This window comes from Streptomyces liliifuscus, from assembly GCF_016598615.1.
Classification (GTDB): domain Bacteria; phylum Actinomycetota; class Actinomycetes; order Streptomycetales; family Streptomycetaceae; genus Streptomyces; species Streptomyces liliifuscus.
Window position 1 is genome coordinate 6,199,408 of the sequence record NZ_CP066831.1, and the last position, 23,840, is coordinate 6,223,247.

General features: G+C 70.5%; 24 protein-coding genes. 12 read left to right on the top strand and 12 right to left on the bottom strand.

What is annotated here, in order from left to right:
• Positions 1-49: 49 nt before the first annotated feature.
• Positions 50-1,270 (top strand): M20 family metallopeptidase, encoded by a 1,221-nt coding sequence (locus tag JEQ17_RS26605; protein WP_200397549.1) that lies wholly within the window; start codon positions 50-52, stop codon positions 1,268-1,270.
• A gap of 292 nt (positions 1,271-1,562) precedes the next feature.
• Here JEQ17_RS26605 and JEQ17_RS26610 read toward each other — a convergent pair whose 3' ends face one another.
• Entirely contained in the window at positions 1,563-2,222 is a 660-nt protein-coding gene (locus tag JEQ17_RS26610; protein WP_200397550.1) for a hypothetical protein, read from the bottom strand.
• Positions 2,223-2,605: 383 nt separating this feature from the next.
• Between JEQ17_RS26610 and hemL the strand changes: the two genes are divergently transcribed.
• The 9 genes from hemL (at position 2,606) to JEQ17_RS26655 (ending at position 12,536) form a co-directional block, all read left to right on the top strand.
• Positions 2,606-3,979: a glutamate-1-semialdehyde 2,1-aminomutase gene (gene hemL, locus JEQ17_RS26615; protein ID WP_234048380.1), complete on the top strand. Its 1,374-nt coding sequence runs from the start codon at positions 2,606-2,608 to the stop codon at positions 3,977-3,979.
• The gene (locus JEQ17_RS26620; protein WP_200397551.1) at positions 3,976-4,650 is read left to right on the top strand and encodes a histidine phosphatase family protein; all 675 of its coding nucleotides are present in this window, start codon (positions 3,976-3,978) and stop codon (positions 4,648-4,650) included. Before hemL ends, JEQ17_RS26620 begins: the two co-directional genes overlap by 4 nt.
• 255 nt (positions 4,651-4,905) lie before the next feature.
• A complete protein-coding gene (locus JEQ17_RS26625; protein ID WP_200397552.1) occupies positions 4,906-6,204 on the top strand; it encodes a polysaccharide deacetylase family protein in 1,299 nt (432 codons plus the stop codon).
• Positions 6,205-6,305: 101 nt separating this feature from the next.
• Positions 6,306-6,971 carry a TlpA family protein disulfide reductase gene (locus JEQ17_RS26630; protein ID WP_200397553.1) on the top strand — a complete coding sequence of 222 codons (666 nt, stop codon included), beginning with the start codon at positions 6,306-6,308 and terminating at the stop codon, positions 6,969-6,971.
• A gap of 6 nt (positions 6,972-6,977) precedes the next feature.
• A complete protein-coding gene (locus JEQ17_RS26635) occupies positions 6,978-7,745 on the top strand; it encodes a cytochrome c biogenesis CcdA family protein (RefSeq protein WP_200397554.1) in 768 nt (255 codons plus the stop codon).
• Between the two features lie 3 nt (positions 7,746-7,748).
• A complete protein-coding gene (gene resB / locus JEQ17_RS26640) occupies positions 7,749-9,659 on the top strand; it encodes a cytochrome c biogenesis protein ResB (RefSeq protein WP_200397555.1) in 1,911 nt (636 codons plus the stop codon).
• Positions 9,656-10,765 (top strand): c-type cytochrome biogenesis protein CcsB, encoded by a 1,110-nt coding sequence (ccsB, locus tag JEQ17_RS26645; RefSeq protein WP_200397556.1) that lies wholly within the window; start codon positions 9,656-9,658, stop codon positions 10,763-10,765. The genes resB and ccsB overlap by 4 nt, the downstream gene beginning before the upstream one ends.
• A gap of 119 nt (positions 10,766-10,884) precedes the next feature.
• On the top strand, positions 10,885-11,511 hold the full coding sequence (locus JEQ17_RS26650) for an RNA polymerase sigma factor (protein ID WP_383393566.1): 627 nt from the start codon (positions 10,885-10,887) through the stop codon (positions 11,509-11,511).
• Positions 11,508-12,536 (top strand): CU044_5270 family protein, encoded by a 1,029-nt coding sequence (locus tag JEQ17_RS26655; RefSeq protein ID WP_200397557.1) that lies wholly within the window; start codon positions 11,508-11,510, stop codon positions 12,534-12,536. Before JEQ17_RS26650 ends, JEQ17_RS26655 begins: the two co-directional genes overlap by 4 nt.
• Positions 12,537-12,558: 22 nt before the next feature.
• Here the strand turns inward: JEQ17_RS26655 and JEQ17_RS26660 are convergent, their stop codons facing one another.
• From JEQ17_RS26660 to JEQ17_RS26670, 3 genes are all read right to left on the bottom strand, one after another.
• Positions 12,559-13,662 (bottom strand): hypothetical protein, encoded by a 1,104-nt coding sequence (locus tag JEQ17_RS26660; protein WP_200397558.1) that lies wholly within the window; start codon positions 13,660-13,662, stop codon positions 12,559-12,561.
• Between the two features lie 246 nt (positions 13,663-13,908).
• Positions 13,909-14,883 (bottom strand): isopenicillin N synthase family dioxygenase, encoded by a 975-nt coding sequence (locus JEQ17_RS26665; RefSeq protein ID WP_200397559.1) that lies wholly within the window; start codon positions 14,881-14,883, stop codon positions 13,909-13,911.
• Positions 14,876-15,325, bottom strand: a complete 450-nt coding sequence (locus JEQ17_RS26670) for a nucleoside deaminase (RefSeq protein WP_200397560.1) — start codon at positions 15,323-15,325, stop codon at positions 14,876-14,878. The genes JEQ17_RS26665 and JEQ17_RS26670 overlap by 8 nt, the downstream gene beginning before the upstream one ends.
• 166 nt (positions 15,326-15,491) lie before the next feature.
• On the opposite strand from JEQ17_RS26670, the gene JEQ17_RS26675 reads away from it, so the two are divergent.
• Positions 15,492-16,010 carry a YqeB family protein gene (locus JEQ17_RS26675; protein WP_456115145.1) on the top strand — a complete coding sequence of 173 codons (519 nt, stop codon included), beginning with the start codon at positions 15,492-15,494 and terminating at the stop codon, positions 16,008-16,010.
• 34 nt (positions 16,011-16,044) lie between these two features.
• On the opposite strand, the gene JEQ17_RS26680 is transcribed toward JEQ17_RS26675, so the two are convergent.
• From JEQ17_RS26680 to JEQ17_RS26710, 7 genes are all read right to left on the bottom strand, one after another.
• Positions 16,045-16,803, bottom strand: a complete 759-nt coding sequence (locus tag JEQ17_RS26680) for a VOC family protein (protein ID WP_200397562.1) — start codon at positions 16,801-16,803, stop codon at positions 16,045-16,047.
• Positions 16,804-16,900: 97 nt separating this feature from the next.
• Entirely contained in the window at positions 16,901-17,347 is a 447-nt protein-coding gene (locus tag JEQ17_RS26685) for a GNAT family N-acetyltransferase (protein WP_200397563.1), read from the bottom strand.
• A gap of 267 nt (positions 17,348-17,614) precedes the next feature.
• Positions 17,615-18,607: an aldo/keto reductase gene (locus JEQ17_RS26690; protein WP_200397564.1), complete on the bottom strand. Its 993-nt coding sequence runs from the start codon at positions 18,605-18,607 to the stop codon at positions 17,615-17,617.
• A 67-nt stretch (positions 18,608-18,674) separates the two neighbouring features.
• Entirely contained in the window at positions 18,675-19,154 is a 480-nt protein-coding gene (locus JEQ17_RS26695) for a nuclear transport factor 2 family protein (RefSeq protein ID WP_200397565.1), read from the bottom strand.
• Between the two features lie 170 nt (positions 19,155-19,324).
• A complete protein-coding gene (locus JEQ17_RS26700; protein ID WP_200397566.1) occupies positions 19,325-20,119 on the bottom strand; it encodes an ABC transporter permease in 795 nt (264 codons plus the stop codon).
• Positions 20,116-21,078 (bottom strand): ATP-binding cassette domain-containing protein, encoded by a 963-nt coding sequence (locus tag JEQ17_RS26705; protein WP_200397567.1) that lies wholly within the window; start codon positions 21,076-21,078, stop codon positions 20,116-20,118. Before JEQ17_RS26705 ends, JEQ17_RS26700 begins: the two co-directional genes overlap by 4 nt.
• A 39-nt stretch (positions 21,079-21,117) precedes the next feature.
• Positions 21,118-21,792 (bottom strand): DUF4097 family beta strand repeat-containing protein, encoded by a 675-nt coding sequence (locus tag JEQ17_RS26710; RefSeq protein WP_200397568.1) that lies wholly within the window; start codon positions 21,790-21,792, stop codon positions 21,118-21,120.
• Positions 21,793-22,019: 227 nt separating this feature from the next.
• Between JEQ17_RS26710 and JEQ17_RS26715 the strand changes: the two genes are divergently transcribed.
• Complete coding sequence (locus JEQ17_RS26715) at positions 22,020-22,757, top strand: GbsR/MarR family transcriptional regulator (protein ID WP_200397569.1); 738 nt, start codon at positions 22,020-22,022, stop codon at positions 22,755-22,757.
• 44 nt (positions 22,758-22,801) lie between these two features.
• Here JEQ17_RS26715 and JEQ17_RS26720 read toward each other — a convergent pair whose 3' ends face one another.
• Positions 22,802-23,782, bottom strand: coding sequence for a quinone oxidoreductase family protein (locus JEQ17_RS26720; protein WP_200397570.1), 981 nt, complete (start codon positions 23,780-23,782; stop codon positions 22,802-22,804).
• Between the last annotated feature and the right edge of the window lie 58 nt (positions 23,783-23,840).

A 23,840-nucleotide genomic window follows, 5' to 3' on the forward strand; every position in this document is an offset into this window, starting at 1 on the left:
ACCCTCCACCGAGGAACACCGCCCCCGCCCCCTTACGAGAAAGAAGACCATGACCGCATCACCCGCAGCCGCCGCCCTCACCACCCGAGCCCAGGAGGTGTCGTCGCGGATCGTCGACGACATCCTGACCCTCGTACGCCACGAGACCAGCAGCTACGACCTGCCCGGCCTCGCGGCCGGCCTGGACCTCCTGCGCGAGCTGGCCGTCCAGCGGCTCGGTCGGCCGGATCACGAGCACCGCCACCCGGGCGGCGAGTGCGGGGACACCCTGACCCTGACCTACGCAGGCACAGGCACAGGCACCGGCACCGGCACCGGCACCGGCACCGGTTCCGGGCACGTCGTGCTCGTCGGCCACTACGACACCGTGTGGCCGACCGGGACCCTCGCCGGATGGGAGCAGCCGGGGGCGTCCGAGGGCGGGCGGGAGAAGCTCGGCGGGCCGGGGATCTTCGACATGAAGACCGGTCTGGCCCAGGGCATCTGGGCCCTGAAACTGGCCCGGGAGAGCGGCGCGCCCGTGCCGACCGTCACCTTCCTCTTCAACGGCGACGAGGAGATCGGCTCCCTGTCCTCGCGGCCGGTGATCGAGGAGGTCGCGCAGAAGGCCGACGTCACGCTGGTGCTGGAGCCGACCGCCCACGGCGCGGTCAAGACCGCCCGCAAGGGCACCGGGATCTTCCAGGTCACCGCCACCGGGGTCGAGGCACACGCCGGGCTCGCGCCCCAGGACGGGGCGAGCGCCATCACCGCGCTGTCGGAGTTCGTGGTCGCCGCAGCGGCCGTCGCCGCCCCCGAGATGGGCACCACGATCAACACCGGGCTCTTCAGGGGCGGCTCCGCCATCAACGTCGTCGCCGGGCAGGCCACGGCCGGTGTCGACATCCGGGTCAGCAGCCAGGCCGAACAGGACCGTGTCGACGCCGAACTGGACGCCATCGTGGTCAGCGACCCGCGCGTCCGCATCGAGATCGACCACGCCTGGAACCGGCCCCCGATGACCCTCAACGCCGCCTCCGCCCCGCTCCTCGACCTCGCCCGCGAGGTCGCCCGCGAACAGGGCCGGGGCGAGTTGCCCGACGCCGCCGTCGGCGGCGCCAGCGACGCCAACTTCGTCGCCGCGCTCGGGCTGCCGGTGCTCTGCGGCATGGGCGCGGTCGGCGACGGCGCCCACGCCCAGGGCGAGTTCATCTACCCCGACACGGTGCCCGCCCAGACGGCCCTGGTCGCGGGCATGCTCGGCGGCCTGGCGCAGCCGCTGCGCGGCTGAACGCGGCAACGACACACATCCGTGGACGGGGGCGGCTCAGCGCCCTCGCCCGGCTTCGTGCCTCGCCCGGCTTCGTGCCTCGCCCGGCTTCGTGCCTCGCCCGGCTTCGTGCCTCGCCCGGCTTCGTGCCCCGCCCGGCTTCGTGCGCCCGCCGGCCCCGTGCGCCCGCAATGCTCACGTGCCCTCGGGCTCCCCGGCCGTCAGGCCGCCCGGCGCCCGTCCCCGGGCATGACGAGGGCGGAGCCCGAAAGCTCCGCCCGGTTCGCAGGAGACCCGGATCATCCGGATCGGGTCAGGGCCACACCAGGCAGTACGGCTGGTGTCCCGCCTCGTGCAGTCGGTGGCTGAAGTCCTGCCACTCGTGCAGCAGCTGGTACACGTTGTACGCGTCTCGGGGACCGCCGCGGTCCGGGACCGTCGACCAGATGAAGGCGGCCGCGCCCACGGCCTCCTCGCCGATGCCGCGCAGGGGGTCGACGACGGTCATGGGGAGCTTGACGACGGCGTAGTCGGGGTGGAGGACGACGAGTTCCAGCGGGGGCACCTTGTGCAGAGGTATGCCCTCTATGCCGGTGAGGACCATCGCGGCCATCGTCTCCGGCTTGATCTTGGTGAACATGCCGTTCATGCCGAGCTCGTCGCCGCCGAGTTCTTCGGGCCTCATGGAGATCGGAACGCGCGCGGCGGTCGCGCCGTCCGGGGCTCCGAAGTATTTGTACGTCACCCCCACCCGGCCACCATTCCCGCTTCCTGCCCTGAGCTGGTCTGCCCCGCGGTCTGTGTAGTCCATACCGTCCATACGGCTCGACGGGTCGTTCCGCTCAGAGTCGTTCTGCGATCCCTGTGCCTGACGTGTCTCGGCCGCTTCCGCCTCGCGTCGGTGCTTTCCCCGCCGGGCACGCCGAGGACCCAGGTCATCGGTCCCCTCGCCCAGTCCGCCACCGCGATGCATATCTCCACCCGACTGCTTTTCTAAGGCGCGCGACCCCCGCCACGCAACCCGATCATCGTGAGAGTGACCTCCCCCACGACCGCCCGCCGAAACGTGCGTTGAAACACTTGTCCGTCGCCGTGGACCGACCCCACGCGTGTGAAGTCAACTATCCCCGAGAACGGCACCTTCAGGGAGTCTAGGTAGTTCGCGCTCGCGGTGACCAACGAAGAGTGGAGCGGCGCGCGGTATCGCGTCACAGCAGGGTATACCGTTCCCGAGCCGATTAGCAGATATCGGTGAAATCGGGCATCCGGAGTGGGGGGTTCGGGCGGGAGTGCCGTGCCGCGGGAGACACCGGGGCAGAGCCGGGGCGCCCGGCCCCGGGCCGTACGCTGAAGGACATGGCAGAGGCGAACAACATCTCCGGCGGTGCGTCACCCGAGGTGCCCGAAGTGGGGGAGGCCGTCCCCCACCCCTATGAGGCCCCGGTCTCGCAGACCCTTTTCGACCGTGCGGCGGCCGTCACGCCCGGTGGCGTGAACTCTCCCGTCCGCGCGTTCCGGGCCGTGGGCGGTACGCCCCGGTTCATGGTGTCCGGCAACGGTCCCTACCTGACGGACGCCGACGGGAGGGAGTACGTGGACCTGGTCTGTTCCTGGGGGCCGATGATCCTCGGCCATTCCCGTCCCGAGGTGATCGCGGCGGTCCAGGAGGCCGTGTCCCGAGGCACTTCCTTCGGTACGCCGGGGGAGGGCGAGGTCGCACTCGCCGAGGAGATGGTCGCGCGGATCGAGCCCCTCGAACAGGTGCGGCTCGTCTCCAGCGGAACCGAGGCCACCATGTCCGCGATCCGGCTGGCCCGCGGCTTCACCGGCCGCGCCAAGATCGTGAAGTTCGCCGGCTGCTACCACGGGCACGTGGACGCGCTGCTCGCCGCGGCCGGCTCCGGCGTGGCCACCTTCGGGCTTCCCGACACCCCGGGCGTCACCGGCGCCCAGGCCGGGGACACCATCGTCCTGCCGTACAACGATCTCGACGCCGTGCGCGAGGCCTTCCGGGCCCATCCCGGTGAGATCGCCTGCGTCATCACCGAGGCCTCGCCCGGGAACATGGGCGTCGTGCCGCCCGGCCCCGGGTTCAACCAGGGGCTCAAGGACATCTGCGCCGAGGGCGGCGCGCTGTTCATCTCCGACGAGGTCATGACCGGCTTCCGGACCAGCAGGGCCGGCTGGTACGGCGTGGACGGTGTCACCCCCGACCTCATGACCTTCGGCAAGGTCATGGGCGGCGGCTTCCCGGCCGCCGCGTTCGGCGGACGGAGGGACGTGATGGCGTACCTCGCGCCCGCGGGTCCCGTCTACCAGGCCGGCACCCTGTCCGGGAATCCGGTCGCGACCGCCGCCGGGCTCGCGCAGCTGCGGCTGCTCGACGACGCCGCGTACGTCAAGGTCGACGCGGTGTCCGAGCAGATCCGTACGCTCGTTGCGGACGCCCTCACCAAGGAAGGTGTGGCGCACCGGCTGCAGAACGCGTCCAACATGTTCTCCGTCTTCTTCACCGGGACGGAGGTACGCAATTACGAGGACGCGAAGGCGCAGGAGTCGTACCGCTTCACCGCCTTCTTCCACTCGATGCTGGCGCAGGGTGTCTACCTGCCGCCGTCCTCGTTCGAGTCCTGGTTCGTGTCGACGGCGCACGACGAACGGGCGGTTCAGCGGATCGCCGACGCCCTTCCGGCGGCGGCACGGGCAGCAGCGGAGGCCACGGCAGCATGAGTGACATCACCGTCGTACACGTGATGCGGCACGGCGAGGTCGCCAACCCGGACGGGGTTCTGTACGGGCGACTCCCGGGCTACCGCCTGTCCGAGCTCGGGCAGCAGATGGCCGAGCGGGTCGCCGAGCATCTCGCCTCGCGGGACATCACGCATGTCGTCTCCTCGCCGCTGGAGCGGGCGCAGGAGACGGCCACACCGATCGCCAAGTCGCACGGCCTCGAGCTCGCGACCGACGGCCGGCTGATCGAGGCCGACAACGTCTTCCAGGGCAAGACCTTCGGGGTCGGGGACGGTGCGCTGCGCCGGCCCGAGAACTGGAAGCACCTCGTCAACCCGTTCAAGCCGTCCTGGGGCGAGCCGTACGTGGACCAGGTCGTGCGGATGATGGGGGCGCTCGATGCCGCGAAGGACGCGGCGCGGGGGCACGAGGCCGTGTGCGTCAGCCATCAGTTGCCGATCTGGATCGTGCGGTCCTATGTGGAGCGGCGGCGGTTGTGGCACGACCCGCGGAAGCGGCAGTGCACGTTGGCGTCGTTGACGACCTTCACGTATCAGGACGACAGGATCGTGTCCGTCGGGTACAGCGAGCCTGCGCGGGATCTTGTGCCCGCGCATCTGCTGGCCGGGGCCAAGCCGGTGAAGGGTAAGTCCAAGGCCTTTGGGGCGTAAGCACTCCGTGCCGGTCGGTTCGTTGCGTGCCGGTCGGTGGGGGCTTGTCGCGCAGTTCCCCGCGCCCCTGAATAGCGGGACCCAGTCTTGTCCAGACGGGTAAATCGGTCTGTCGCGTTCCGGTGTGTCCGTTACAGGTTCATGTTCGGATAGTCACCGAAATATGTGTGTGTGACCGGGAACCCACGTGTTCGTCGTGCCCTCTAACCCGGTGTCCATTCGACATGGGCACAGGGCGCGACGAATGGGGACGGAATGCGCGACATCAGCCGAAGGGGAGCGCTGGGGCTCGGAGCCGGGGCCGCGGCCGCGGCCGCGATGGGACTCGCGGGCTGCGGTACCGCACTGGGAGACGGCTCCGGCGGGGTCGGGGGTTCCGGAAACCGTGGCAACGGCGGAAACAGGCGTGGCGAGCATCCCGTACGTCCCATCGGTGACGGTTCCACCTCCTTCACCGGGAAGCAGCCGAAGCAGCCCGGTAGGCCCCGGCCCCTCGAACCCGGCGAGACCCCGCCGCAGTTCGTCGTCTTCTCCTGGGACGGTGCGGGCGATGTCGGCAACGGCCTCTTCGAGCGATTCCTGAAACTCTCCGAAGAGCACGACGCGAGCATGACGTTCTTTCTCTCCGGGCTCTATCTGCTGCCCGAGTCGAAAAAGCGCAAGTACCTTCCGCCGAACAACGCGCCGGGCGCGTCCGACATCGGTTATCTGACGGACGACCACATCAAGTCGACGCTGAAGAACGTCCGGCGGGCCTGGCTCGACGGCCATGAGATCGGCACGCACTTCAACGGTCACTTCTGCGGCGGAAGCGGCACGGTCGGCAACTGGACGCCCGCCCAGTGGAAGAGCGAGATAGCCCAGGCGAAGTCCTTCGTGAAGGAGTGGCGGACGAACACGGGCTGGAGCGAGGCCGAGGTGCCCGCGCTGCCCTTCGACTACGAGAAGGAACTCATCGGCGGCCGCACGCCCTGTCTGCTCGGCCAGAGCAACCTGCTGCCCACCGCCCGAGAACTCGGCTGGCGCTACGACGCCTCCTCGCCCGGCGGCACCCAGGTCTGGCCCAGGAAGAACGGCGGCGTCTGGGACCTGCCGCTCCAGGCGATCCCCTTCCCCGGCCACACCTTCGAGGTCCTCTCGATGGACTACAACATCCTCGCCAACCAGTCGGTCAACTCGACGCAGGCACCGCCCGCCAACTACCCGGCCTGGCGCGAGCAGGCGACCAACTCGTACATAGCTGGCTTCAAGCGGGCATACGAGACCAATCGCGCCCCCTTCTTCATCGGCAACCACTTCGAGGAGTGGAACGGCGGCATCTACATGGATGCCGTCGAGGGCGCGCTGAAGCACATCGCGGGCAAGAAGGACGTACGCCTGGTGTCGTTCCGCCAGTTCGTGGACTGGCTCGACGCGCAGGACCCGGCCGTCCTGGAGAAGCTGCGGACGCTGGGTGTGGGGCAGGAACCGGCCGGTGGCTGGAACGGCTTCCTCGGCGATGTCGGCACGAACTCCGCGAACAGGTCGGAGAAGGGCTCGGGCAAGGCCGCCTGACGCCCGCCGGGATCAGTGCCCGAAATGGCGTCTGACATGCGGGTTTCCGCCTGCGAGGGGGGTGGGCAAGATCCTCGGAACGGACATGCGAAACTTTTCACATGAGTGCCGCCAGCCGCGCCCCCCAGCGCTCGATCCGGACCCCTCAGCGCACGAACCGTACGAACCGGGCCCACGGCCGTAGTCGTGGCCGCGCCGTCCTGCTGACCGGCGGGGCCGTCGTCGCGGCGCTGCTGCTGTCCGCGTGCGGTTCCGGGGGCAAGTCCGGCGGGACCGGCAACACCGGCTTCGTCACCGGCTCCGACGGCATCGCGACGGTCGAGAAGGGCAGCCGGGTCGCGGCCCCCGAACTGTCGGGCAAGACCATAGACGGCAAGCAGCTCGACGTCGCCGACTACCAGGGCAAGATCGTCGTACTGAACGTCTGGGGCTCCTGGTGCGGCCCGTGCCGCCTGGAGGCGAAGAACTTCGTCAAGGTCTCCGAGGACCTCAAGGACCAGGGCGTGCAGTTCGTCGGCATCAACACCCGCGACACCAGCACCAGTCCGGCGATCGCCTTCGAGAAGGCGCACGGGGTCACGTACCCGAGCCTGTACGACCCGACGGGCAAGCTGATGCTCCGGTTCAAGAAGGGCACGCTCAACCCGCAGACGATCCCCTCCACGCTCGTCCTCGACCGGGACGGCAAGGTCGCCTCCCGCTCGCTGTCCGCGCTCAGCGAGGCGAGCCTGCGCAAGATGCTCAAGCCGATCCTCGCGGAGAAGTGACGGCTCGTGTCTCTTCTCGTAGCCGCGGGCACCGACCCCAACCAGACGGTCCTCACCGGGGCCCTGGTGCTCGCCATCCCGATCGCCGTACTCGGCGGACTCGTCTCCTTCTTCTCCCCGTGCGTACTGCCGCTCGTGCCCGGCTATCTGTCGTACGTCACCGGCGTCGGCGGCACCGACCTGGGTGACGCGAAGCGCGGGCGGATGGTGGCGGGCGCCTCGCTCTTCGTGCTGGGTTTCTCCGCGGTGTTCGTCTCCGGCGGTGCCCTCTTCGGGTACTTCGGCTCGACGCTGCAGGAGCACCAGAGCGTCCTCTCCAAGGTGCTCGGCGGACTCATGATCGCCATGGGCGTCTTCTTCATGGGGCTGATGCCCTGGCTCACCCAGCGTGAATTCCGGTTCCACAAGCGGCCGGTGGCCGGTCTCGTCGGGGCCCCGGTGCTCGGCGCGCTCTTCGGGATCGGCTGGACGCCCTGCATCGGACCGACGCTCGCCTCCGTGAACGCGCTCGCGTTCGACCAGGCGAGCGCCGGCCGCGGGGCCATACTGACCATCGCGTACTGCGTCGGTCTGGGCGTGCCCTTCGTCCTCGCGGCCGTCGCGTTCCGCAAGGCGCTCGGCGCCTTCGGCTGGGTCAAGCGCCACTACGTGTGGGTGATGCGCGTCGGCGGCGGAATGATGATCGCGACCGGTCTGCTGCTGCTGACCGGCGCGTGGGACAGCATCGTGCAGGAGATGCAGGGCTGGTCCGACGGCTTCACGGTAGGGGTCTGATCGATGAGCACGACACGGGACACGGACGTGCGGACCGGCGGAGCGGCCGGTGAGGACAACGACACCGCCGCGACGGACACCGCCGCGACGGACACCGCCGCGGCGCGGGACGCGGGCGAACTCGGCGAGGCCGGGGCGCAGCTGTCCACCGCGCCCCGGGACACGGTCGTACCGGGCTCCTTCGGTGGTGTGCGCGCTCCCGGCGCGGCGGGATGGCTGGCGTGGACCGGCCGCGAGACCGTCGGCTGGGCCCGCTGGTTCTGGCGGCAGCTGACCTCGATGCGGGTCGCGCTGATCCTGCTCTTCCTGCTGTCGCTCGGCGCGATCCCCGGGTCCCTGATCCCGCAGACGGGCCAGGACGAGACCAAGGTCGCCGACTTCATGAGCCGGCACGAGACCCTGGGGCCGATCTACGAGAAGCTCGGCCTTTTCAACGTCTACAGCTCGGCGTGGTTCTCGGCGATCTACATCCTGCTGTTCATCTCGCTCATCGGCTGCATCGTGCCCCGCACCTGGCAGTTCGTGGGCCAGTTGCGCGGCAGGCCGCCGGGCGCCCCGCGACGGCTGAACCGGCTGCCCGCGTACACGACGTGGCGCACCGAGGCCGCGCCGGAGGCGGTCCGCGAGGAGGCCCTGAAGCTGCTGAAGCGGCGGCGCTTTCGCGCGCATGCCGCCGGGGACGCCGTCGCCGCCGAGAAGGGCTACCTCCGGGAGGTCGGCAACCTCGCCTTCCACATCGCGCTGATCGTGATGCTGATCGCCTTCGCCTGGGGCCAGCTCTTCAAGTACGAGGGCAACAAGCTGATCGTCGAGGGCGACGGCTTCGCCAACACCCTCACGCAGTACGACGACTTCAAGTCCGGGAGCCTCTTCAGCACGGACGACCTGGAGCCGTTCAGCTTCGTCCTGGACAACTTCAGGGGCACGTACGAGCCGAGCGGGCCCAACAAGGGCACCCCGCGCACGTACGAGTCCCACGTCACCTACAGCGAGGGTTCCGACGGCAAGGAGAAGCAGCGGACGATCAAGGTTAACGAGCCGCTCGACATCGACGGCACGAAGGTCTACCTCGTCAGCCACGGGTACGCGCCCGTCGTCACCGTCCGGGACGGCAAGGGCGAGGTCGTCTACAGCCAGGCCGTGCCGCTGCTGCCGCTCGACTCCAACGTCACCTCCACCGGCGCGATCAAGGTCATGGACGGCTACCGCGATGCCCGGGGGAAGAAGGACCAGCTCGGCTTCCGGGCCTTCTTCCTCCCGGCCTACGGCGGGGCGAACACCGCGGTGGTCTCGCAGTTCCCCGCGCTGCTCAACCCGGTGCTGAACCTGGAGGCCTTCCACGGCGACCTCGGCGTCGACTCGGGTCTCCCGCAGAGCGTCTACCAGCTCGACAAGAAGAACATGAAGGGCTTCAAGGACTCCAAGGGCAAGCAGCTCAGGGAGAACCTGAAGCCCGGCGAGACCATGCAGCTCCCCGACGGCGCCGGCTCGATCACCTTCGAGAAGGAGATCAAGGAGTGGGCCGGCTTCCAGGTCACCGAGCAGCCCGGCTCCGGCTGGGCCCTCGCCGGAGCCCTCACCGCCATCTTCGGCCTCGCCGCCTCCCTCTTCATCCAGCGCCGCCGCGTCTGGGTCCGCGCCACCGCCGGTCCCGACGGCGTCACCGTCGTCGAAATGGCCGGCCTCGGCCGCAGCGAGTCCGCCAAGGTCCCGGAGGAACTCGGCGACCTGGCCGGGATCCTGTACGACCTGGCGCCGGGCGCACCGGACACTCCGGACGACACGTCCGACGACACCCCGGACACCGACGCCGACACCGATGCCAAGTCGGAGCCGGACCCGGCCCCGGACGCAAAGACCTCCACCCCCGAACCCCCCGCCGTACCTGCCGCCGAAGGGGCTGAGACCAAGTGACTCTCGCCGCCGCAACCGAGCTCGCCGCCGCGACCAACGAAAACCTCGCGAACCTCAGCAACACGCTGATCTACTCCGCGATGGCCGTCTACACGCTGGCCTTCTTCGCGTACATCGCCGAATGGCTCTTCGGCAGCCGCAGCAAGGTCGGCCGGACGGCCGCCGCGCTGACCGCGGACAAGGACGCCAAGGGCAAGAAGGCGGCGGCTCCCGCGGTCACCGTGAAGAACGCGGGCGGAACCGCCGTACTGGAACGGCCCAAGGTCGTCACGCGGGCCGCCCCCGGCTCCCGGGACGTGCCGGACGGGCCCGGCGCGCACGGCGGGGACGAGCAGGGGGACCTCTACGGGCGTATCGCCGTGTCCCTGACCGTGCTCGCCTTCCTCATCGCCTTCGGCGGTGTGCTCACCCGTGCTCTGTCGGTGCAGCGGGCGCCGTGGGGCAACATGTACGAGTTCAACATCACCTTCTCCACCGTCGCCGTCGGTGTGTATCTCTCACTGCTCGCGATGAAGAAGAACGTCCGCTGGATGGGCCTCTTCCTGGTGACCACGGTCCTCCTCGATCTCGGTCTCGCCGTCACTGTCCTGTACACCGCCAGTGACCAGTTGGTTCCCGCCCTCCACTCGTACTGGCTCTACATCCACGTCTCCACGGCGATCTTCTGCGGTGCCGTCTTCTACGTGGGCGCGGTCGGCACGATCCTGTACCTCTTCAAGGACTCGTACGAGAACAAGCTGACGACCGGCGGGAAGCCCGGCCGTTTCGCCACGTCCGTCATGGAGCGGCTGCCCGCGTCGGCGTCGCTGGACAAGTTCTCGTACCGCGTGAACGCCGCCGTCTTCCCGCTGTGGACGTTCACGATCATCGCGGGCGCCATCTGGGCGGGCGACGCGTGGGGCCGCTACTGGGGCTGGGACCCCAAGGAGACCTGGTCCTTCATCACCTGGGTCGCCTACGCCTGTTATCTGCACGCCAGGGCCACCGCCGGCTGGAAGGGCCGCAAGGCCGCGTACATCGCGCTCATCGCCTTCGCCTGCTGGCTGTTCAACTACTACGGCGTGAACATCTTCGTCACCGGCAAGCACTCCTACGCGGGCGTCTGACCCCTTCGTCCGGCACTCCCGTACGACACCTCCGTCTGACACCCTCGTACGACCCGGGGCCGGTTCCATGTGACGCACGTCACGGGAACCGGCCTTCGTCGTACGGACAGGTGGGGGACGTGGAGACGAATCAGGGGGACCGTCCGAGCCGGCGGGAGTTGCGCGCCCGGATACGGGCTGGGGACGCGGAGGCGTTCGGTGGGCTCTTCGACGCGTACGCGCGCTCCGTCTACAACCACGCGTTCCGGCTGACGGGGGACTGGTCGGGGGCCGAGGACATCGTGTCGCTGACGTTCCTGGAGGCCTGGCGGCTGCGGGAGCGGCTGGACGCGGAGGGCGGTTCGCCGCGGCCGTGGCTGCTCGGCATCGCCACGAACGTGGCCCGCAACACCCGCCGGGCCGCCCGGCGTCACACGGCGGCGGTGGCACGGCTGCCGCCCGCCGAGGCCGAGCGCGACTTCGCCGACGAGGTCGCCGCCCGGATCGACGACGAGGAGTACCTCAGGTCCGTACGCGTCGCCGTCGACCGGCTGCGCCGGCCCGAGCGCGAGGTGCTCGCGCTGTGCGTCTGGGGCGGCCTCGACTACGCGGCAGCCGCGGAGGCGCTCGGCATCCCGGTCGGCACGGTGCGCTCCCGGCTCTCCCGGGCGCGTACGAAGCTCGCGGCGGAACTCGCCGACGGGCGCGGACAGGTGAGGGATGGCCGCCCGTCCGTGGCCGGGCCCATCCAGGAGGGGAACAAGTGAGCACGATTCCCGAGAAGGACCTCCCGCCGGGCCGTCACCGCGTCCTGAGGGAGCATCTGATGCGCGAGATCAACGGGGAGACCCCGCCCGAGCCCGTACGCAGGATCTGGCGCCGCCCGGCGTTCGTGGCCCCGGTGGTGGCCGCGGCCCTTTCGGTCGCCGTCGTCATCGGGGCCAGCGTGACCCGGGACGCGGCCTCGGACGGGCCGCCCAGGCCGCACTCCGGAGCGTCGGAACGTCCGGAGCGCAGGAGCTCGCAGAGCCCGGCCCATCTGCTGGAGCGGGTCGCCGTGGCTGCCGCGAAGCTGCCGACCGGGGTCGAGGGTGACGAGTTCGTCTACACGAAGACCGACAACTACCACTGGAAGATGGACCCCGAAAAGACGGTGGGGGACTGCGACAGGACCTTGGAGGGCCACGCCTGGGGCGTACGGGAGCGCTGGGAGTCCGTCGACGGTCAGCACGTGGGCCTCTCGCGGGAGCACAAGACCGGCGGCGGGGTCGTGGAGCGGCCCATCGCCAAGCAACTGCCCGGCAAGCACTCGATCAACTTCTACGAGCAGGCGTTGGAACTCCCCACCGACACGGAGGGGATGCACCGCTGGCTCTACGGGCTCGACCCCGGTGAGAAGCCCTCCGGCAAGCGGTCCGCCGACGAGGCCGCCTTCGTGAAGGCGAGCGGTCTGCTCACCGGCAGCCTCCTGCCGCCGAAGACCGCCGCCGCGTTCTACCGGGCCGTCGCGAAGATCCCCGGCCTGATCGTCCTCGAAGGCGCCCGGGACGCGGCGGGCCGCACCGGGGTGGCCGTCGCCATGGACGGAGTCTCCGCCATCGGCTTCGGGCAGGGGGGCGAGCCCCGCTCCGAGCTGATCTTCGACCAGAAGACACTCGCCTACATGGGACAGAGCACGGTGAACCTCTCCGCCCCGGAAAACCGGTGCCAACCCCTCGAGGCGGGCGACCTCGTGGGCTCGGTCGCCATCCTGGAACGGGCTGTCGTCGACAAGAAGGGCGAGCGGCCGTAGGACGGACGGTGCCCGCTCCGCCTCACCGCCCGCCCTCCACAGCCTGTGGAGAAGGTGCGGCGGGTGGCGGCAGCGGTACGAGCAGGGCTCGGGACGAGACCGTGTCGCCGGGCTTCCAGCCGGTGGCGTGGGCCACTTCGGGCAGGGCGCGGCGCGCGGCGTTGTGCAGGGAGGGGTGGCCGTCGCCGCGCAGGCCCGCGAAGAACGCCACCCGGTCGGCGATCCCGTCGGCCCGGTCCCGCAGCACCGGGCCGATCAGCCCGACACCGGCCGTGGCCTGGACGTTGTCGACGAGGACGACCGGACGTCCGGGCCGGTGCGTGCGCTGTACGGCACCGGCGTAGGCGTCGTCGAGATCGGCCAGCAGGGCCCGTACGAGATAACGCTCGGCGTGGGTGCGGGAGTCGCCGCCCGCCCTGAAGTGCCCCGAGAGCAGGATCAGTCCGAGCTTCGGGCTGCCGCCCGCGCTCGGGCAGTCGCGGTACCAGGTGGCCGCCTTCCGCAGCCGCCGGTGGGTGGGCGTGACGCCCTCCGAGAAGACCTCCAGGGTCGCCTCGATGACCGGCTCGACGACCGACCCCGCGCCGGACAGCGCGTCGACGAGTCTGGTCGACACCCGGCCGACCCAGCGGCCGGTGAACCCGGCGACCCAGGAACCGGTGTCGTTCAGGAGCAGGATCCGCTCGGCCTCCTGCCGGATGCGGGGCAGGTCCCGGTCGCCCCAGCCGCCCGCGGCCACCGCCAGCAGCCCTGCCGTGAGCCGCGGGAACGCGATCCGCCCGGCGCCCGCGACCGGCTCGGCGAGCTGCTCGGCGATCGTCAGGACGGCCTGCGAGACGGGCGACCAGGCCTCGGGGGGACGCCTCGCCGGGGGCCGCGCGAACAGCTCGTCCTCGCAGTCGATCAGGGCGAGGGGCGTGTGTCCCTCGTAGGCGGCCCGGAGTTCACCGAGCACCGCGCTCTTGCCGAGCCCGGGCCCGCCGGTGAACACCACGAACGGCGGCTCCTTCGCGTACTCCAGAGGAGTCGGCCCGTGCTGGAACGGGCACAGGCCGACGAGCCGTGCGACGAGGCCGGGCGGATCCGTGTCGAACAGCGCCCCTCGGCCGTGCAGCCCACTGTGCACCGCATCTCCCCCTGGGGCGGTCCGGTTCTCCGTGCTGTTGAGAGGTGTATCAACAGCAGCGCGGGGAGGGGCAGTTGATTCGGACTAGGCCGCATGATGTCCGGCAGCTTGCGAAAGTGTCGCCGCGGTGGGCGGAGAGTGATCGCGGACTCGGTCGTGCGGCGTGCGGCCCCCGGGGTGTGCGGTGTGCGGCTCCCGGGGTGTGCGGTGCGTGGCGTGTGGCTCGCGCGCCCCGGGGTGCCGTCGTCAGTCCACCGTGATCGAGTCCAGTTTCGCCCGCAGGTACGTGTGCGAGTCCACCGGCTCGTGGGCCACCCGCCCCACCGGGGCAGGGACGGACTCGACGATGGTGCCCGGGGTGCACTCGCCGAAGTAGACGAGGGACATCAGCTCCTCGGCGGGGGCGTCGGCGGGCGGCGGCAGCACGCGGTGACGGCCGGAGCGCCACCGGTCTCCCGTCCAACGGGCCATCAGATCACCGATGTTGATGGTGAAGGCCGCCGGGTCGAAGGGGGCGTCCTCCCAGCCGCCCTCGTCCGTGTAGACCTGCAGTCCGCCCTTGCCCGCCTGGCGGTCGAGGATGGTGACCGTGCCGAAGTCGGTGTGCGGGCCGATACGGAACTGGCCCTCCTCGGGCTCGCCGACGACCTCCGTACCCGGGTACCAGTTGATGTTGAAGCCGTAGGTCGGCTGGCTCATGTGGCGGGTGAAGAAGTCGGCTTCGAGGCCGAGGGACGCGCCCAGCAGGTCCAGGAGGTGGTTCTCCAGCTCGGCCATCCTGGCCAGGTACTTCTCGCACAGCGCCCGGAGTCCGGGGGCCTCGGCGGGCCAGACGTTCGGCGCGTACCACTCCGCGTTCGTCGCCGGGTCGTCGAAGGGCTCGTGCGTCGCGAAGGACAGGGACTCCTTGAGGTCGGGCGGGGTCGAGGTGCCCTCCGAGTAGGCGTTGGCCTCGGCGCCCGGGCCGAGCCAGCCGCGGCCGCCGACCTTGACCGCGTACGCCTGCTTCACCTCGGCGGGCAGCCGGAAGAAGGCGCGGGCGGCCCCGCGGATGTCCGTGCGGAGGGCGGGGTCGACGCCGTGGCCGGTGACCAGGAGGAAGCCGGCACTCTGGAGCGCCGCGTCGACCGTACGCGCGATCTCCCCGCGGGCCGCCGGGTCGCCGGAGACCCAGGGCCTCAGATCGACGGTCGGGATACGGGGGGTGGTGGCGTCACTCACCGATGTCCTCATTCCACAGCTCGGGTCGGTCCTTGATGAAGTCGCGCATCAGGGCGGTGCACTCGGGGTCGTCGAGGAGCACGATCTCCACGCCGTGCTCGGCGAGCCAGTCGTGCCCGCCGTGGAAGGTCTCGGCCTCCCCGACGACGACCCGGGAGATCCCGAACTGCCGGACGAGACCGCTGCAGTACCAGCAGGGGGAGAGGGTGGTCACCATCGTCGTGCCCTTGTACGTACGCTGCCGTCCCGCGTTCCGGAAGGCGGCCGTCTCCGCGTGCGTCGACGGGTCGCCGTCCTGGACGCGCCGGTTGTGGCCGCGCCCCAGCAGGGTGCCGTCCGCTCCGTACAACGCGGCCCCGATGGGGATGCCGCCCTCGTCGAGCCCCGTGCGTGCCTCCTCGACAGCGGTGGCCAGCCATGCGCGTGCCTGTGCCTGATCCATGCCTTCCACTTTCCTTCGGCCGGTATACCGGGGCAACGTGCGGAAAGTACCCGGTGGGCGACCAAAGTTGCGGACACGCAGACCATCGGCCGACGACCGGAAGGTCCGCGCTCGCCAGACTGGTGACCGCACCATCGGCGCCGATCAGGGGAGAAGCAGCGTGGACATGGAGAAGAGCGGCCCGGATCCGCGGGACCGTACGGTGGCGGGACCGGGGGAGGCCACCGTGCTCGCGGAGCCGGTCTGGCAGCTCATGCTCGTCTGCGTGGGGTGCGGGGGCGTGGGCGGCTGGCTGCTCACGCTCCTGGCCGATCTTTGGCTGTCGCTGCACTGGGTGCCGATGAAGGGTCCGGCCCGGCTGCTGACCGCCGTCCCCGATCCCTGGCTCACCGTCGGCGCGGTCGTCGTGGGCCTCGCGGTGGGCCTGCTGCTCGGGTTCACCGCCGTGTACGAGTCCCTGACGGTCCGTATCTCCGACAGCGGTGTCGTCCTCACCGTCAAGGACGAGGACCGGGAGTTCACGCACGACGAGATCGCCCTGGCGTGCCGGGACGGCAAGCAGCTCGTGCTGGTCGCCCCGGACGGCGGGGAACTGGCCCGGGAGAACTGCGGCCTCCCCTGGCGCCGCCTCGCCGAGGCCTTCGCCGCGCACGGTTACGACTGGGGGGCGCCGCAGCGGTCCTGAGCGGCGGTGTCCTGGGAGGCGGGCGCGGGCGGTCCTAGGCGGGCCTGGTGATGACCGAGAACTCCACTCCGAAGGGGTCCGTGATGGTGGCGCTCCGGCCGTACGGGGTGTCCTCGGGGGTGCCGGCGGTGCCGCCCGCGGCGACGGCACGCCCGACGACGGCGTCCGTGTCGGCCACCTCGAAGGTGGTCGCCCAGACGGACCCGGGGGCGACCGGGAAGCCGAAGATGCCGCCGATCTCGTGGCCGTCCTGGCGGCGCAGGAAGGTGAAGTCGAGGTCCGGGAGGGTCTCGTTGCGGTCCAGGGTGTAGTCGAACACGGCCGTGTAGAAGGCCCGGGCGGGCTCGGGGTCCGGGGTGACCAGGTCGTTCCGTACGAGCGAGTCGGGCTCGTTCACGATCTCGCAGCCGACGTGGGCCCGCGCCTCCCAGAGGCCGAAGCGGGCGCCGACCGGGTCCTCGGCGACGGCCGCGCGGCCGTGCTCGCCGATGTCCGCAGGAGCCGTGAGCACGGATCCGCCCGCGTCGGCGACCCGCTTGGCGGTGCCGTCGCAGTCCGCCGTCGCGAAGTACATGGTCCAGCCGGGGTTCGTGGTCGCCGGGGCCTGCGCGATGGCCGCGACCGGGCGCCCTCGCAGCAGACAGACCGTGCCGAGGCCGGTCCCCGCGGAGTCCGGCGCGTACTCCCACCCGAAGAGCGCGCCGTAGAACTCCGTCGCGCGTTCGGGGTCGGACACCCGCAGGTCGATCCACGTGGGCGTACCGTCCGGCTGGATGGTGGTGACGAGGCTCATCGGGGGCTCCTTGGTCGGTCGACGGAGGCGGTGAGCCCGACGATAGGAGCCGTATAGGCCAGATCGTGTCCTACACGGCCGACCGGCCGGCCAGGATTCACGCCAGCCGTAGATCGATCCACAGCGCGCTCTCGCCCGGCAGGGTGTACCGGTCGAACTCGACGAATCCGTGCCGTTCCGCGAACCGGAGTCCTTCTGTGTTGGCGGCCAGTACGACTGTCTCGATCCGCCGGGCGCCGAGTTCGCGTGCCTGCGCCAGTGCTCGTACGTAGAGCTGCTCGCCGAGTCCCTGGTGGCGGTGGGCGGGGAGTACGCGGGCGATCACGGTGGCCGTCGCCGTGTCGTCCGTGGGTGGGCGCACTGTCGTACATCCGACGAGGATGTCGTCGCGGTAGGCGACCTCCAGGTGGTTCCGGCCGGCGCGTTCCCGTACCTCGTCGAGGTCCATGGCGGCCGGCGGCACGATCACGTTGTGAACGTGCCGCCAGTCTTCGAGGGGGGACTCGTCGTCGACTCTGACCTGCTCGACACGAAGATCAGTCATGGCAGCAGGGAATCCCCGCGGGCGGGCGATCGTCAACCGTGTTCTCGCCCCCGCCGCCCCTACCCGTCCCGTCCCTGGGGGCTCCGCCCCAGACCCCGTGGGGCGTGCTTTCGGGTGCGGGTGGGTGGGGGCTGATCGCGCAGTTCCCCGCGCCCCTAAAGACCTAGGGGCGCGGGGAACTGCGCAGTCTTTTGGGGGTTCGGGGGCGGAGCCCCTGAGTCAGGGACGGGAATGGGTAGGGGCGGCGGGGGCGAGAAAAGCCCCTCCCTACGCCGGCGTCGGCGCCCCCTCAGGGAGCAAGCCGGCCGCCTTCACCGCCGTCCAGAAGTCCCCCGGAACAGGGTGGTTGAAGAGGGACACGGTTCCTGCCACCTCCGCGGGGGCGCGGGCGCCGATGACCACGTTCGTGATCGCGGGATGGGCGAGCGGGAACCGGACGGCCGCCGCGAGGGGCGGAACGTCGAAGGTCGTGCAGATCCGCCTCAACGCCCCGATACGCGCGGCCAGGGCAGACGGAACAGACGTGTACCCGTGCGGAGCCCCCGGCCGCGGATCGGCCAGCAACCCGGACTGATAGACCCCCGCGGCCATGACGGCCACCCCCCGCTCGACACACAGCGGCAGCAACTCGTCGAGCCCGGACTGGTCGAGCAGGTTGTACCGCCCGGCCAGCAGCACGCAGTCGGGCCCGGGCGCGGCCGCCTCCCTCAGGAAGCGCGCCGCCACGGGCGCGTGGTTGACGCCGAGGGAGACCGCCCCGACGACACCCTCGGCCCGCAGATCGGCCAGCGCGCGATACGCCTCGCCCACCGCGGCCCCGAAGTCCTCGTCGGGATCATGGACATGGAGGACGTCGATCCGGTCGAGCCCCAACCGCCCGAGGCTCTCCTCGACCGACCGCAGCACCCCGGCGTACGAGTAGTCGAGCCGCGGCCCGACCCCGGCCGGCGGGTCCGCCCAGATCGGCTGGGTGTCCGGCCCGCCCGGCTCGATGAGCCGCCCCACCTTGGTGCACAGCACGTACGCGTCCCGGGGGCGTGACGCGAGGGCCGCGCCCGTACGGGTCTCCGAGCGCCCGTACCCGTACACGGGAGCCGTGTCGAAGAGTCGTACGCCCAACTCCCAGGCGGCATCGATGGTGGCGGCGGCCTGTTCCTCGGGCACCGGCTCGAACAGGCCGCCCAGGGAAGCGAGTCCCAGCCCGAGTCGGCTGACCTGAAGTCCTGTGCGTCCCAGTGGTACGAGGTCGTCGGCTCTCATCCCCACCCTCTCCCCACGACACGACCCGTCTAACGCGTCACACCTGCCGACATGCCTACCAGCACACCTACTGGGACAGCGCGGTCACCACCGCCGGCAGGCGGCCCATGGCATGCGCCACACCGAGTCCGTCCATGTAGTCGCGGACATGCGTGATCAGGCCGTCGTGGACCCGGATCACCAGCAGGCCGGGGAAGCTGAAGGACCGGCCGGTCGTGGTCACGGTCCCGGTGACGACCTGCTCGACGGTGATCACCTCGGGGTCGGTGCTGTCGTGCACGACGACGTCACGGATCTCCCGCGGTCGCGCCGGGCTCGCGCCCCAGGCCGCCCGGTAGCCCGCACGTACCTCCTCGCGCCCCTGGTACCGCTCGGGCATGCCGGGGAAGAGGAACGGGAACTCGTGGACGGCGTCCACCGCGTAGAGGTCGGCCAGGTCGTCCGCGGAACCGTCGAGCATCGCCTGCTGATAGCGGGCCAGGACCTCGCGCGGGCTGGGGCGGGGGTCGCCGGGACCGGGGGAGTTCACGGCTGCTGTGTCCGGCATGGCATCGGTCTCCGTTCGTTCGGATCTCCAACCAGTTTCCAACCAGTCTCCAGCCTGTCTCCGACGGTCTCGCCGAGGACGCCGACAGGGCGGCGTACGCCGACGTGGTGTCGGGTGCGCCGCCCTGGGGCGGGACGAGTTGCGGGAGGTGGCCCGCGCTGTCACGGCGGTTACTTCGGGTCGCTGTTGAACTTCGCGGTCGACCAGAAGTAGCCGAGGACCGCGAGACCCAGGCACCAGGCGATCGCGAGCCAGCCGTTGTGGCCGATCTCGGTGCCGAGCAGCAGCCCGCGCAGGGTCTCGATGGCCGGCGTGAAGGGCTGGTACTCGGCGACCGGCTGGAACCAGCCCGGCATGGAGCCGACCGGGACGAAGGCGCTGGAGATCAGGGGCAGGAAGATCAGCGGCATCGCGTTGTTGCTGGCGGCTTCGGCGTTCGGGCTGATCAGGCCCATGCCGACCGCGATCCAGGTGAGCGCCAGGGCGAACAGCACGAGCAGTCCGAACGCCGCCAGCCACTCCATGGCGGTCGCGTCCGTGGACCGGAAGCCGATGGCCACGGCGACGGCCCCGACGAGGACCACGCTGATGACCGACTGCAGCACGCTGCCGACGACGTGTCCGACGAGCACCGAAGGGCGGTGGATCGCCATCGTGCGGAAGCGGGCGATGATGCCCTCGGACATGTCGTTGGAGACGGACACCGCGGTGCCGATGGTCGTGCTGCCGATGGTCATCAGCAGCAGACCCGGGACGAGATACGCGATGTACGCGGACCGGTCCGGACCGCCGCCACCGACTATGCCCGCGCTCATCGTGTCGCCGAAGACGTAGACGAAGAGCAGCAGCAGCATGATCGGGGTGAGCAGCAGGTTCAGGGTGAGGGACGGGTAGCGCCGGGCGTGCAGGAGGTTGCGGCGCAGCATCGTGGACGAGTCGCGTACGGCGAGGGCGAGGGAGCTCATCGGACGTTCTCCTTGGGCTGGTTGGGGATGCCGGCCGGACCGGTCAGGGCGAAGAACACGTCGTCGAGGTCGGGGGTGTGCACGGTGAGTTCGTCGGCCTCGATGCCGGCCGTGTCGAGCCAGTCGAGGATGGAGCGCAACTCGCGCTGGCTTCCGTCGCTGGGGATCTGGAGCGAGAGTGCCTCGTCGTCCCGGCTCGCCTCGTGCAGGGCGAGGGCGGCGGTCTGGTAGGTGTCCGGGTCGTCGAAGCGCAGTCGTACGTGGCCGCCGGGGATGAGGCGTTTGAGTTCCTCGGCGGTGCCCTCGGCGGCGATCTTGCCGTCGTTGAGGACGGCGATGCGGTCGGCGAGCTCGTCCGCTTCCTCCAAGTACTGGGTGGTGAGGAAGACGGTCACTCCGCCGGTGACGAGTTCGCGGATGATCTGCCACATGTTGTGGCGGGAGCGTGGGTCCAGTCCGGTGGTGGGTTCGTCGAGGAAGATGATTCGGGGGTTGCCGACCAGGGTCATGGCGATGTCCAGGCGGCGTTTCATGCCGCCGGAGTAGGTGGAGGCGGGTTTCTTCGCGGCTTCCACCAGGTCGAAGCGTTCCAGGAGTTCGGCGGTGACCTGTCGGCCCTCCTGCTTGGAGAGGTGGTGCAGGTCCGCCATGAGGAGCATGTTCTCCTCGCCGGTGATCAGGCCGTCGACCGCGGAGAACTGGCCGGTGACACCGATCGCGGCCCGCACCGCCTGGGGGTCGGCGGCCAGGTCGTGGCCGCCGATGCGGATGTCGCCGGTGCCGGAGTCGGCGGAGACGAGGGTGGAGAGGATCTTCACGGCGGTGGTCTTGCCGGCGCCGTTCGGGCCGAGCAGGGCGAAGACCGTTCCTTCGGGGACGGCCACGTCGACGCCGTCGAGCACGCTCTTGTCGCCGTAGGACTTGCGCAGCCCGTTCGCCGCGATGGCCAAGCCGGTCATGATGAGTGCTCCTTCAGAAGCTGCGGACGGTGTGGTCGTTCAGAGGCTGCGGGCGGTGATGTCGCCGTAGGAGGTGGTCGCGCGGATGTTCAGGCCGGCGTCGGCGCCGTCGGTGTTCTTGAGCGCGTTGGTGATCCGGCCGTAGGTGGTGCCGGCGTCCAGGGAGCCGGAGACTCCGCGTGCGGCGCCGACCGAGATGTCGCCGGCCTCGGTGCGCAGCTCGACCGCGCCGCGCACGGCCTCGGCGATGTGGATGCCGCCCTTCTGGGTGCTGATCTCCGCGTCGCCGCCCAGGCGGCCGACCGCGATGTCACCGGCGAGGAGGGTGAGGCGGGCACTCGCGGTCTCGTCGAGCTTGACCGAGCCCTGCGCGCCCTCGAAGGCGACGTCACCGAGCCGTCCGACGCCCCGGAACTCGCCGGCGGCCGTCTTCGCCTCGATGCGGGAGCCGACGGGGAGCTGGACGGTCACCTCGACGGATCCGGAGTGGCCGAGGATCCGGTTCTTCGCCGGTGTGGCCTCGATCCGCAGGACACCGTCGTCGCCGTACGCGACCTCGGTCTGCTCCGCCGCCTTCACGTCGCGGCTGTTCGAGGCGTCCGCCGGCAGGACCTCGACCGTGGTGTCGGCCCGGTCGGCGGCGATGAGCCGGATGCGTCCCGCGGGGATGTCGAGAACGGCGGAGATCGCGGCGGGGGTGTCGAACTTCTGCATGGTGTTCTCCTCTTGCGCTGCTTGTTTCTGACACAGGAAACGCTACGTTGCGTTCATGAGTCGCGCAATGAGGTTGTTGCACTTGAACTACATAAGTGCAGCTCAGAGTGTAAATATCGTTGCAACGGTCTGAGATTTAATGCAACGCGAGCGTTATCGCTCGTTGCATTGGGATGCGAGTGAACGCTATGCTGGAGGCGTTCAGGGAAGCATGGAAGGGGACCGCGATGCCGGGAGGCAGACTCACCCAGCAGGAACGTCAGCAGATCGCGCTGGGTCTGGCCGACGGGCTCGCCTACGCGGAGATCGCGAGGCGTCTCGACCGTCCGACCTCGACGATCACGCGTGAGGTGATGCGCAACGGCGGCCCCACCGGCTACCGCGCCGACCTGGCCCACCGGGCCACCGAGCGCCGCGCCCACCGGCGCAGGCAGGCCGAGCCCCGGGGGTCGCAGGCGCCCGAGCAGGCCCATGGGCGCGACGCCGAGGCCGTGCGCGAGTACGAGGAGACGCTCACCACCGTTTTCATGCAGTCGGGCACGCCCAAGATGATGGCCCGGGTGATGGCCGCCCTCTGTATCAGCGACTCGGGCAGTCTCACGGCGTCCGAACTCGTCCAGCGCCTCCAGGTCAGTCCGGCGTCCATCTCCAAAGCGGTCGCGTTCCTGGAGAGCCAGGGCCTCATCCGCCGGGAACGGGACGAACGCCGCCGCGAGCGCTATGTCGTCGACGACGACATCTGGTACCAGTCCATGATGGCCAGCGCCCGCAGTGTCGCCCAGATCGCCGAGACGGCGCGGAACGGCGTCGGCGTCCTCGGCCGCGACACCCCGGCCGCCACTCGCCTGGAGAGCATCGCCCGCTTCCTCGACTTCATCTCCGAGAGCACCGCCCGCGCCGCGGACCAGGCCCGCGAAGTCCTCCACACGAAACCCGAATCGCCCCCGCGCGGCACCGGCGAGTGACGGGAGGGGGCGATAGGAGTGGGTCGCGGGGGGGCGAGGTCCTGTTACGCGACCCGCAGCAACAGCTTCCCCGTGCTCGTCCGTCCGCCCATCAGCCGGTGGGCCTCGGACGCCTGCTCCAGCGGGAACTCCGCGGTCACCGGCAGGGACACGACCCCCTCCGCCACGGCCCGGAACGCCTTCTCCGTCAGCTCCCGCAGGGCGCCCGGCGCCGTCTGGGCCAGGGTCAGGATGGAGAAGCCGGAGACCGACAGGCCGGTCGGGTACAGCTCCGGCTGGCCCACCCGCCACGGCTCGGCCGAGCTCGCGTTGCCGAACGACACCAGGCGGCCGAAGACGGCCAGCGAGGCGAGGGACGACCTGAAGGTCTCGCCGCCGACCGGGTCGAGGGCCAGGTCGACGCCCCGGCCGCCCGTCGCCGCACGCACCTCGTCCGCGAACTCCGCGGAGGAGGCGACGAACACGTCGTCGTAGCCGTGGTCCAGCGCGTGCTTGGCCTTCGCCGCGCCCGACACCACCCCGAACACGCCGGAGGCTCCGGCCGCCTTCGCCAACTGCCCCACCGCAGTGCCGACTCCGCCCGCCGCGCCCTGCACGAGAACCGTCTCGCCGGGCTGCAGCCTGCCCACCGCGTGCACGAGGGCGTACGCGGTCGGCAGGACCGTGGGCAGCGTGGCGGCCGTACGGAGGTCCACGCCGGACGGCAGCGGGAAGACCGTCGTCGCGTCGGCCACCACCACGTCCGCGTACGCGCCGCCGTTCGTGAGGGCCGCCACCTCCTGGCCCACCTCGACCCCTGACACGCCCTCGCCGAGCGCCCGGACCCGGCCCGAGACCTCGAGGCCGGGGACGTACGGCAGTGACGGCACGCGGTAGCCCTCGCCCCGCGCCTTGAGGTCGGCGAAGTTCACCCCCGTGTACGCCACGTCCACGCTCACCTGGCCGGGGCCCGGTTCGGGCACCTCCGTCTCCACCGTCCTGAGGGCCTCGGGACCGCCGTACTCCTGGACCTGAACCGCGCGCATGCCACACTCCCCGGTCGACTGTTCAATGAAAAGCGAACACTTCGGAGTGTATGGTTTT

What these genes read in the sequence shown, in the direction of transcription:
- JEQ17_RS26705 (WP_200397567.1), bottom strand. Translation starts at nt 21,078, where the DNA reads ATGACCGGCTTGGCCATCGCGGCGAACGGGCTGCGCAAGTCCTACGGC.
- JEQ17_RS26670 (WP_200397560.1), bottom strand. Translation starts at nt 15,325, where the DNA reads ATGGATCAGGCACAGGCACGCGCATGGCTGGCCACCGCTGTCGAGGAG.
- JEQ17_RS26690 (WP_200397564.1), bottom strand. Translation starts at nt 18,607, where the DNA reads ATGAGAGCCGACGACCTCGTACCACTGGGACGCACAGGACTTCAGGTC.
- JEQ17_RS26715 (WP_200397569.1), top strand. Translation starts at nt 22,020, where the DNA reads ATGCCGGGAGGCAGACTCACCCAGCAGGAACGTCAGCAGATCGCGCTG.
- JEQ17_RS26630 (WP_200397553.1), top strand. Translation starts at nt 6,306, where the DNA reads ATGAGTGCCGCCAGCCGCGCCCCCCAGCGCTCGATCCGGACCCCTCAG.
- JEQ17_RS26680 (WP_200397562.1), bottom strand. Translation starts at nt 16,803, where the DNA reads ATGAGCCTCGTCACCACCATCCAGCCGGACGGTACGCCCACGTGGATC.
- JEQ17_RS26675 (WP_456115145.1), top strand. Translation starts at nt 15,492, where the DNA reads ATGGAGAAGAGCGGCCCGGATCCGCGGGACCGTACGGTGGCGGGACCG.
- JEQ17_RS26685 (WP_200397563.1), bottom strand. Translation starts at nt 17,347, where the DNA reads ATGACTGATCTTCGTGTCGAGCAGGTCAGAGTCGACGACGAGTCCCCC.
- JEQ17_RS26610 (WP_200397550.1), bottom strand. Translation starts at nt 2,222, where the DNA reads ATGCATCGCGGTGGCGGACTGGGCGAGGGGACCGATGACCTGGGTCCT.
- JEQ17_RS26700 (WP_200397566.1), bottom strand. Translation starts at nt 20,119, where the DNA reads ATGAGCTCCCTCGCCCTCGCCGTACGCGACTCGTCCACGATGCTGCGC.
- JEQ17_RS26605 (WP_200397549.1), top strand. Translation starts at nt 50, where the DNA reads ATGACCGCATCACCCGCAGCCGCCGCCCTCACCACCCGAGCCCAGGAG.
- JEQ17_RS26710 (WP_200397568.1), bottom strand. Translation starts at nt 21,792, where the DNA reads ATGCAGAAGTTCGACACCCCCGCCGCGATCTCCGCCGTTCTCGACATC.
- hemL (WP_234048380.1), top strand. Translation starts at nt 2,606, where the DNA reads ATGGCAGAGGCGAACAACATCTCCGGCGGTGCGTCACCCGAGGTGCCC.
- resB (WP_200397555.1), top strand. Translation starts at nt 7,749, where the DNA reads ATGAGCACGACACGGGACACGGACGTGCGGACCGGCGGAGCGGCCGGT.
- JEQ17_RS26625 (WP_200397552.1), top strand. Translation starts at nt 4,906, where the DNA reads ATGCGCGACATCAGCCGAAGGGGAGCGCTGGGGCTCGGAGCCGGGGCC.
- JEQ17_RS26720 (WP_200397570.1), bottom strand. Translation starts at nt 23,782, where the DNA reads ATGCGCGCGGTTCAGGTCCAGGAGTACGGCGGTCCCGAGGCCCTCAGG.
- JEQ17_RS26695 (WP_200397565.1), bottom strand. Translation starts at nt 19,154, where the DNA reads ATGCCGGACACAGCAGCCGTGAACTCCCCCGGTCCCGGCGACCCCCGC.
- JEQ17_RS26620 (WP_200397551.1), top strand. Translation starts at nt 3,976, where the DNA reads ATGAGTGACATCACCGTCGTACACGTGATGCGGCACGGCGAGGTCGCC.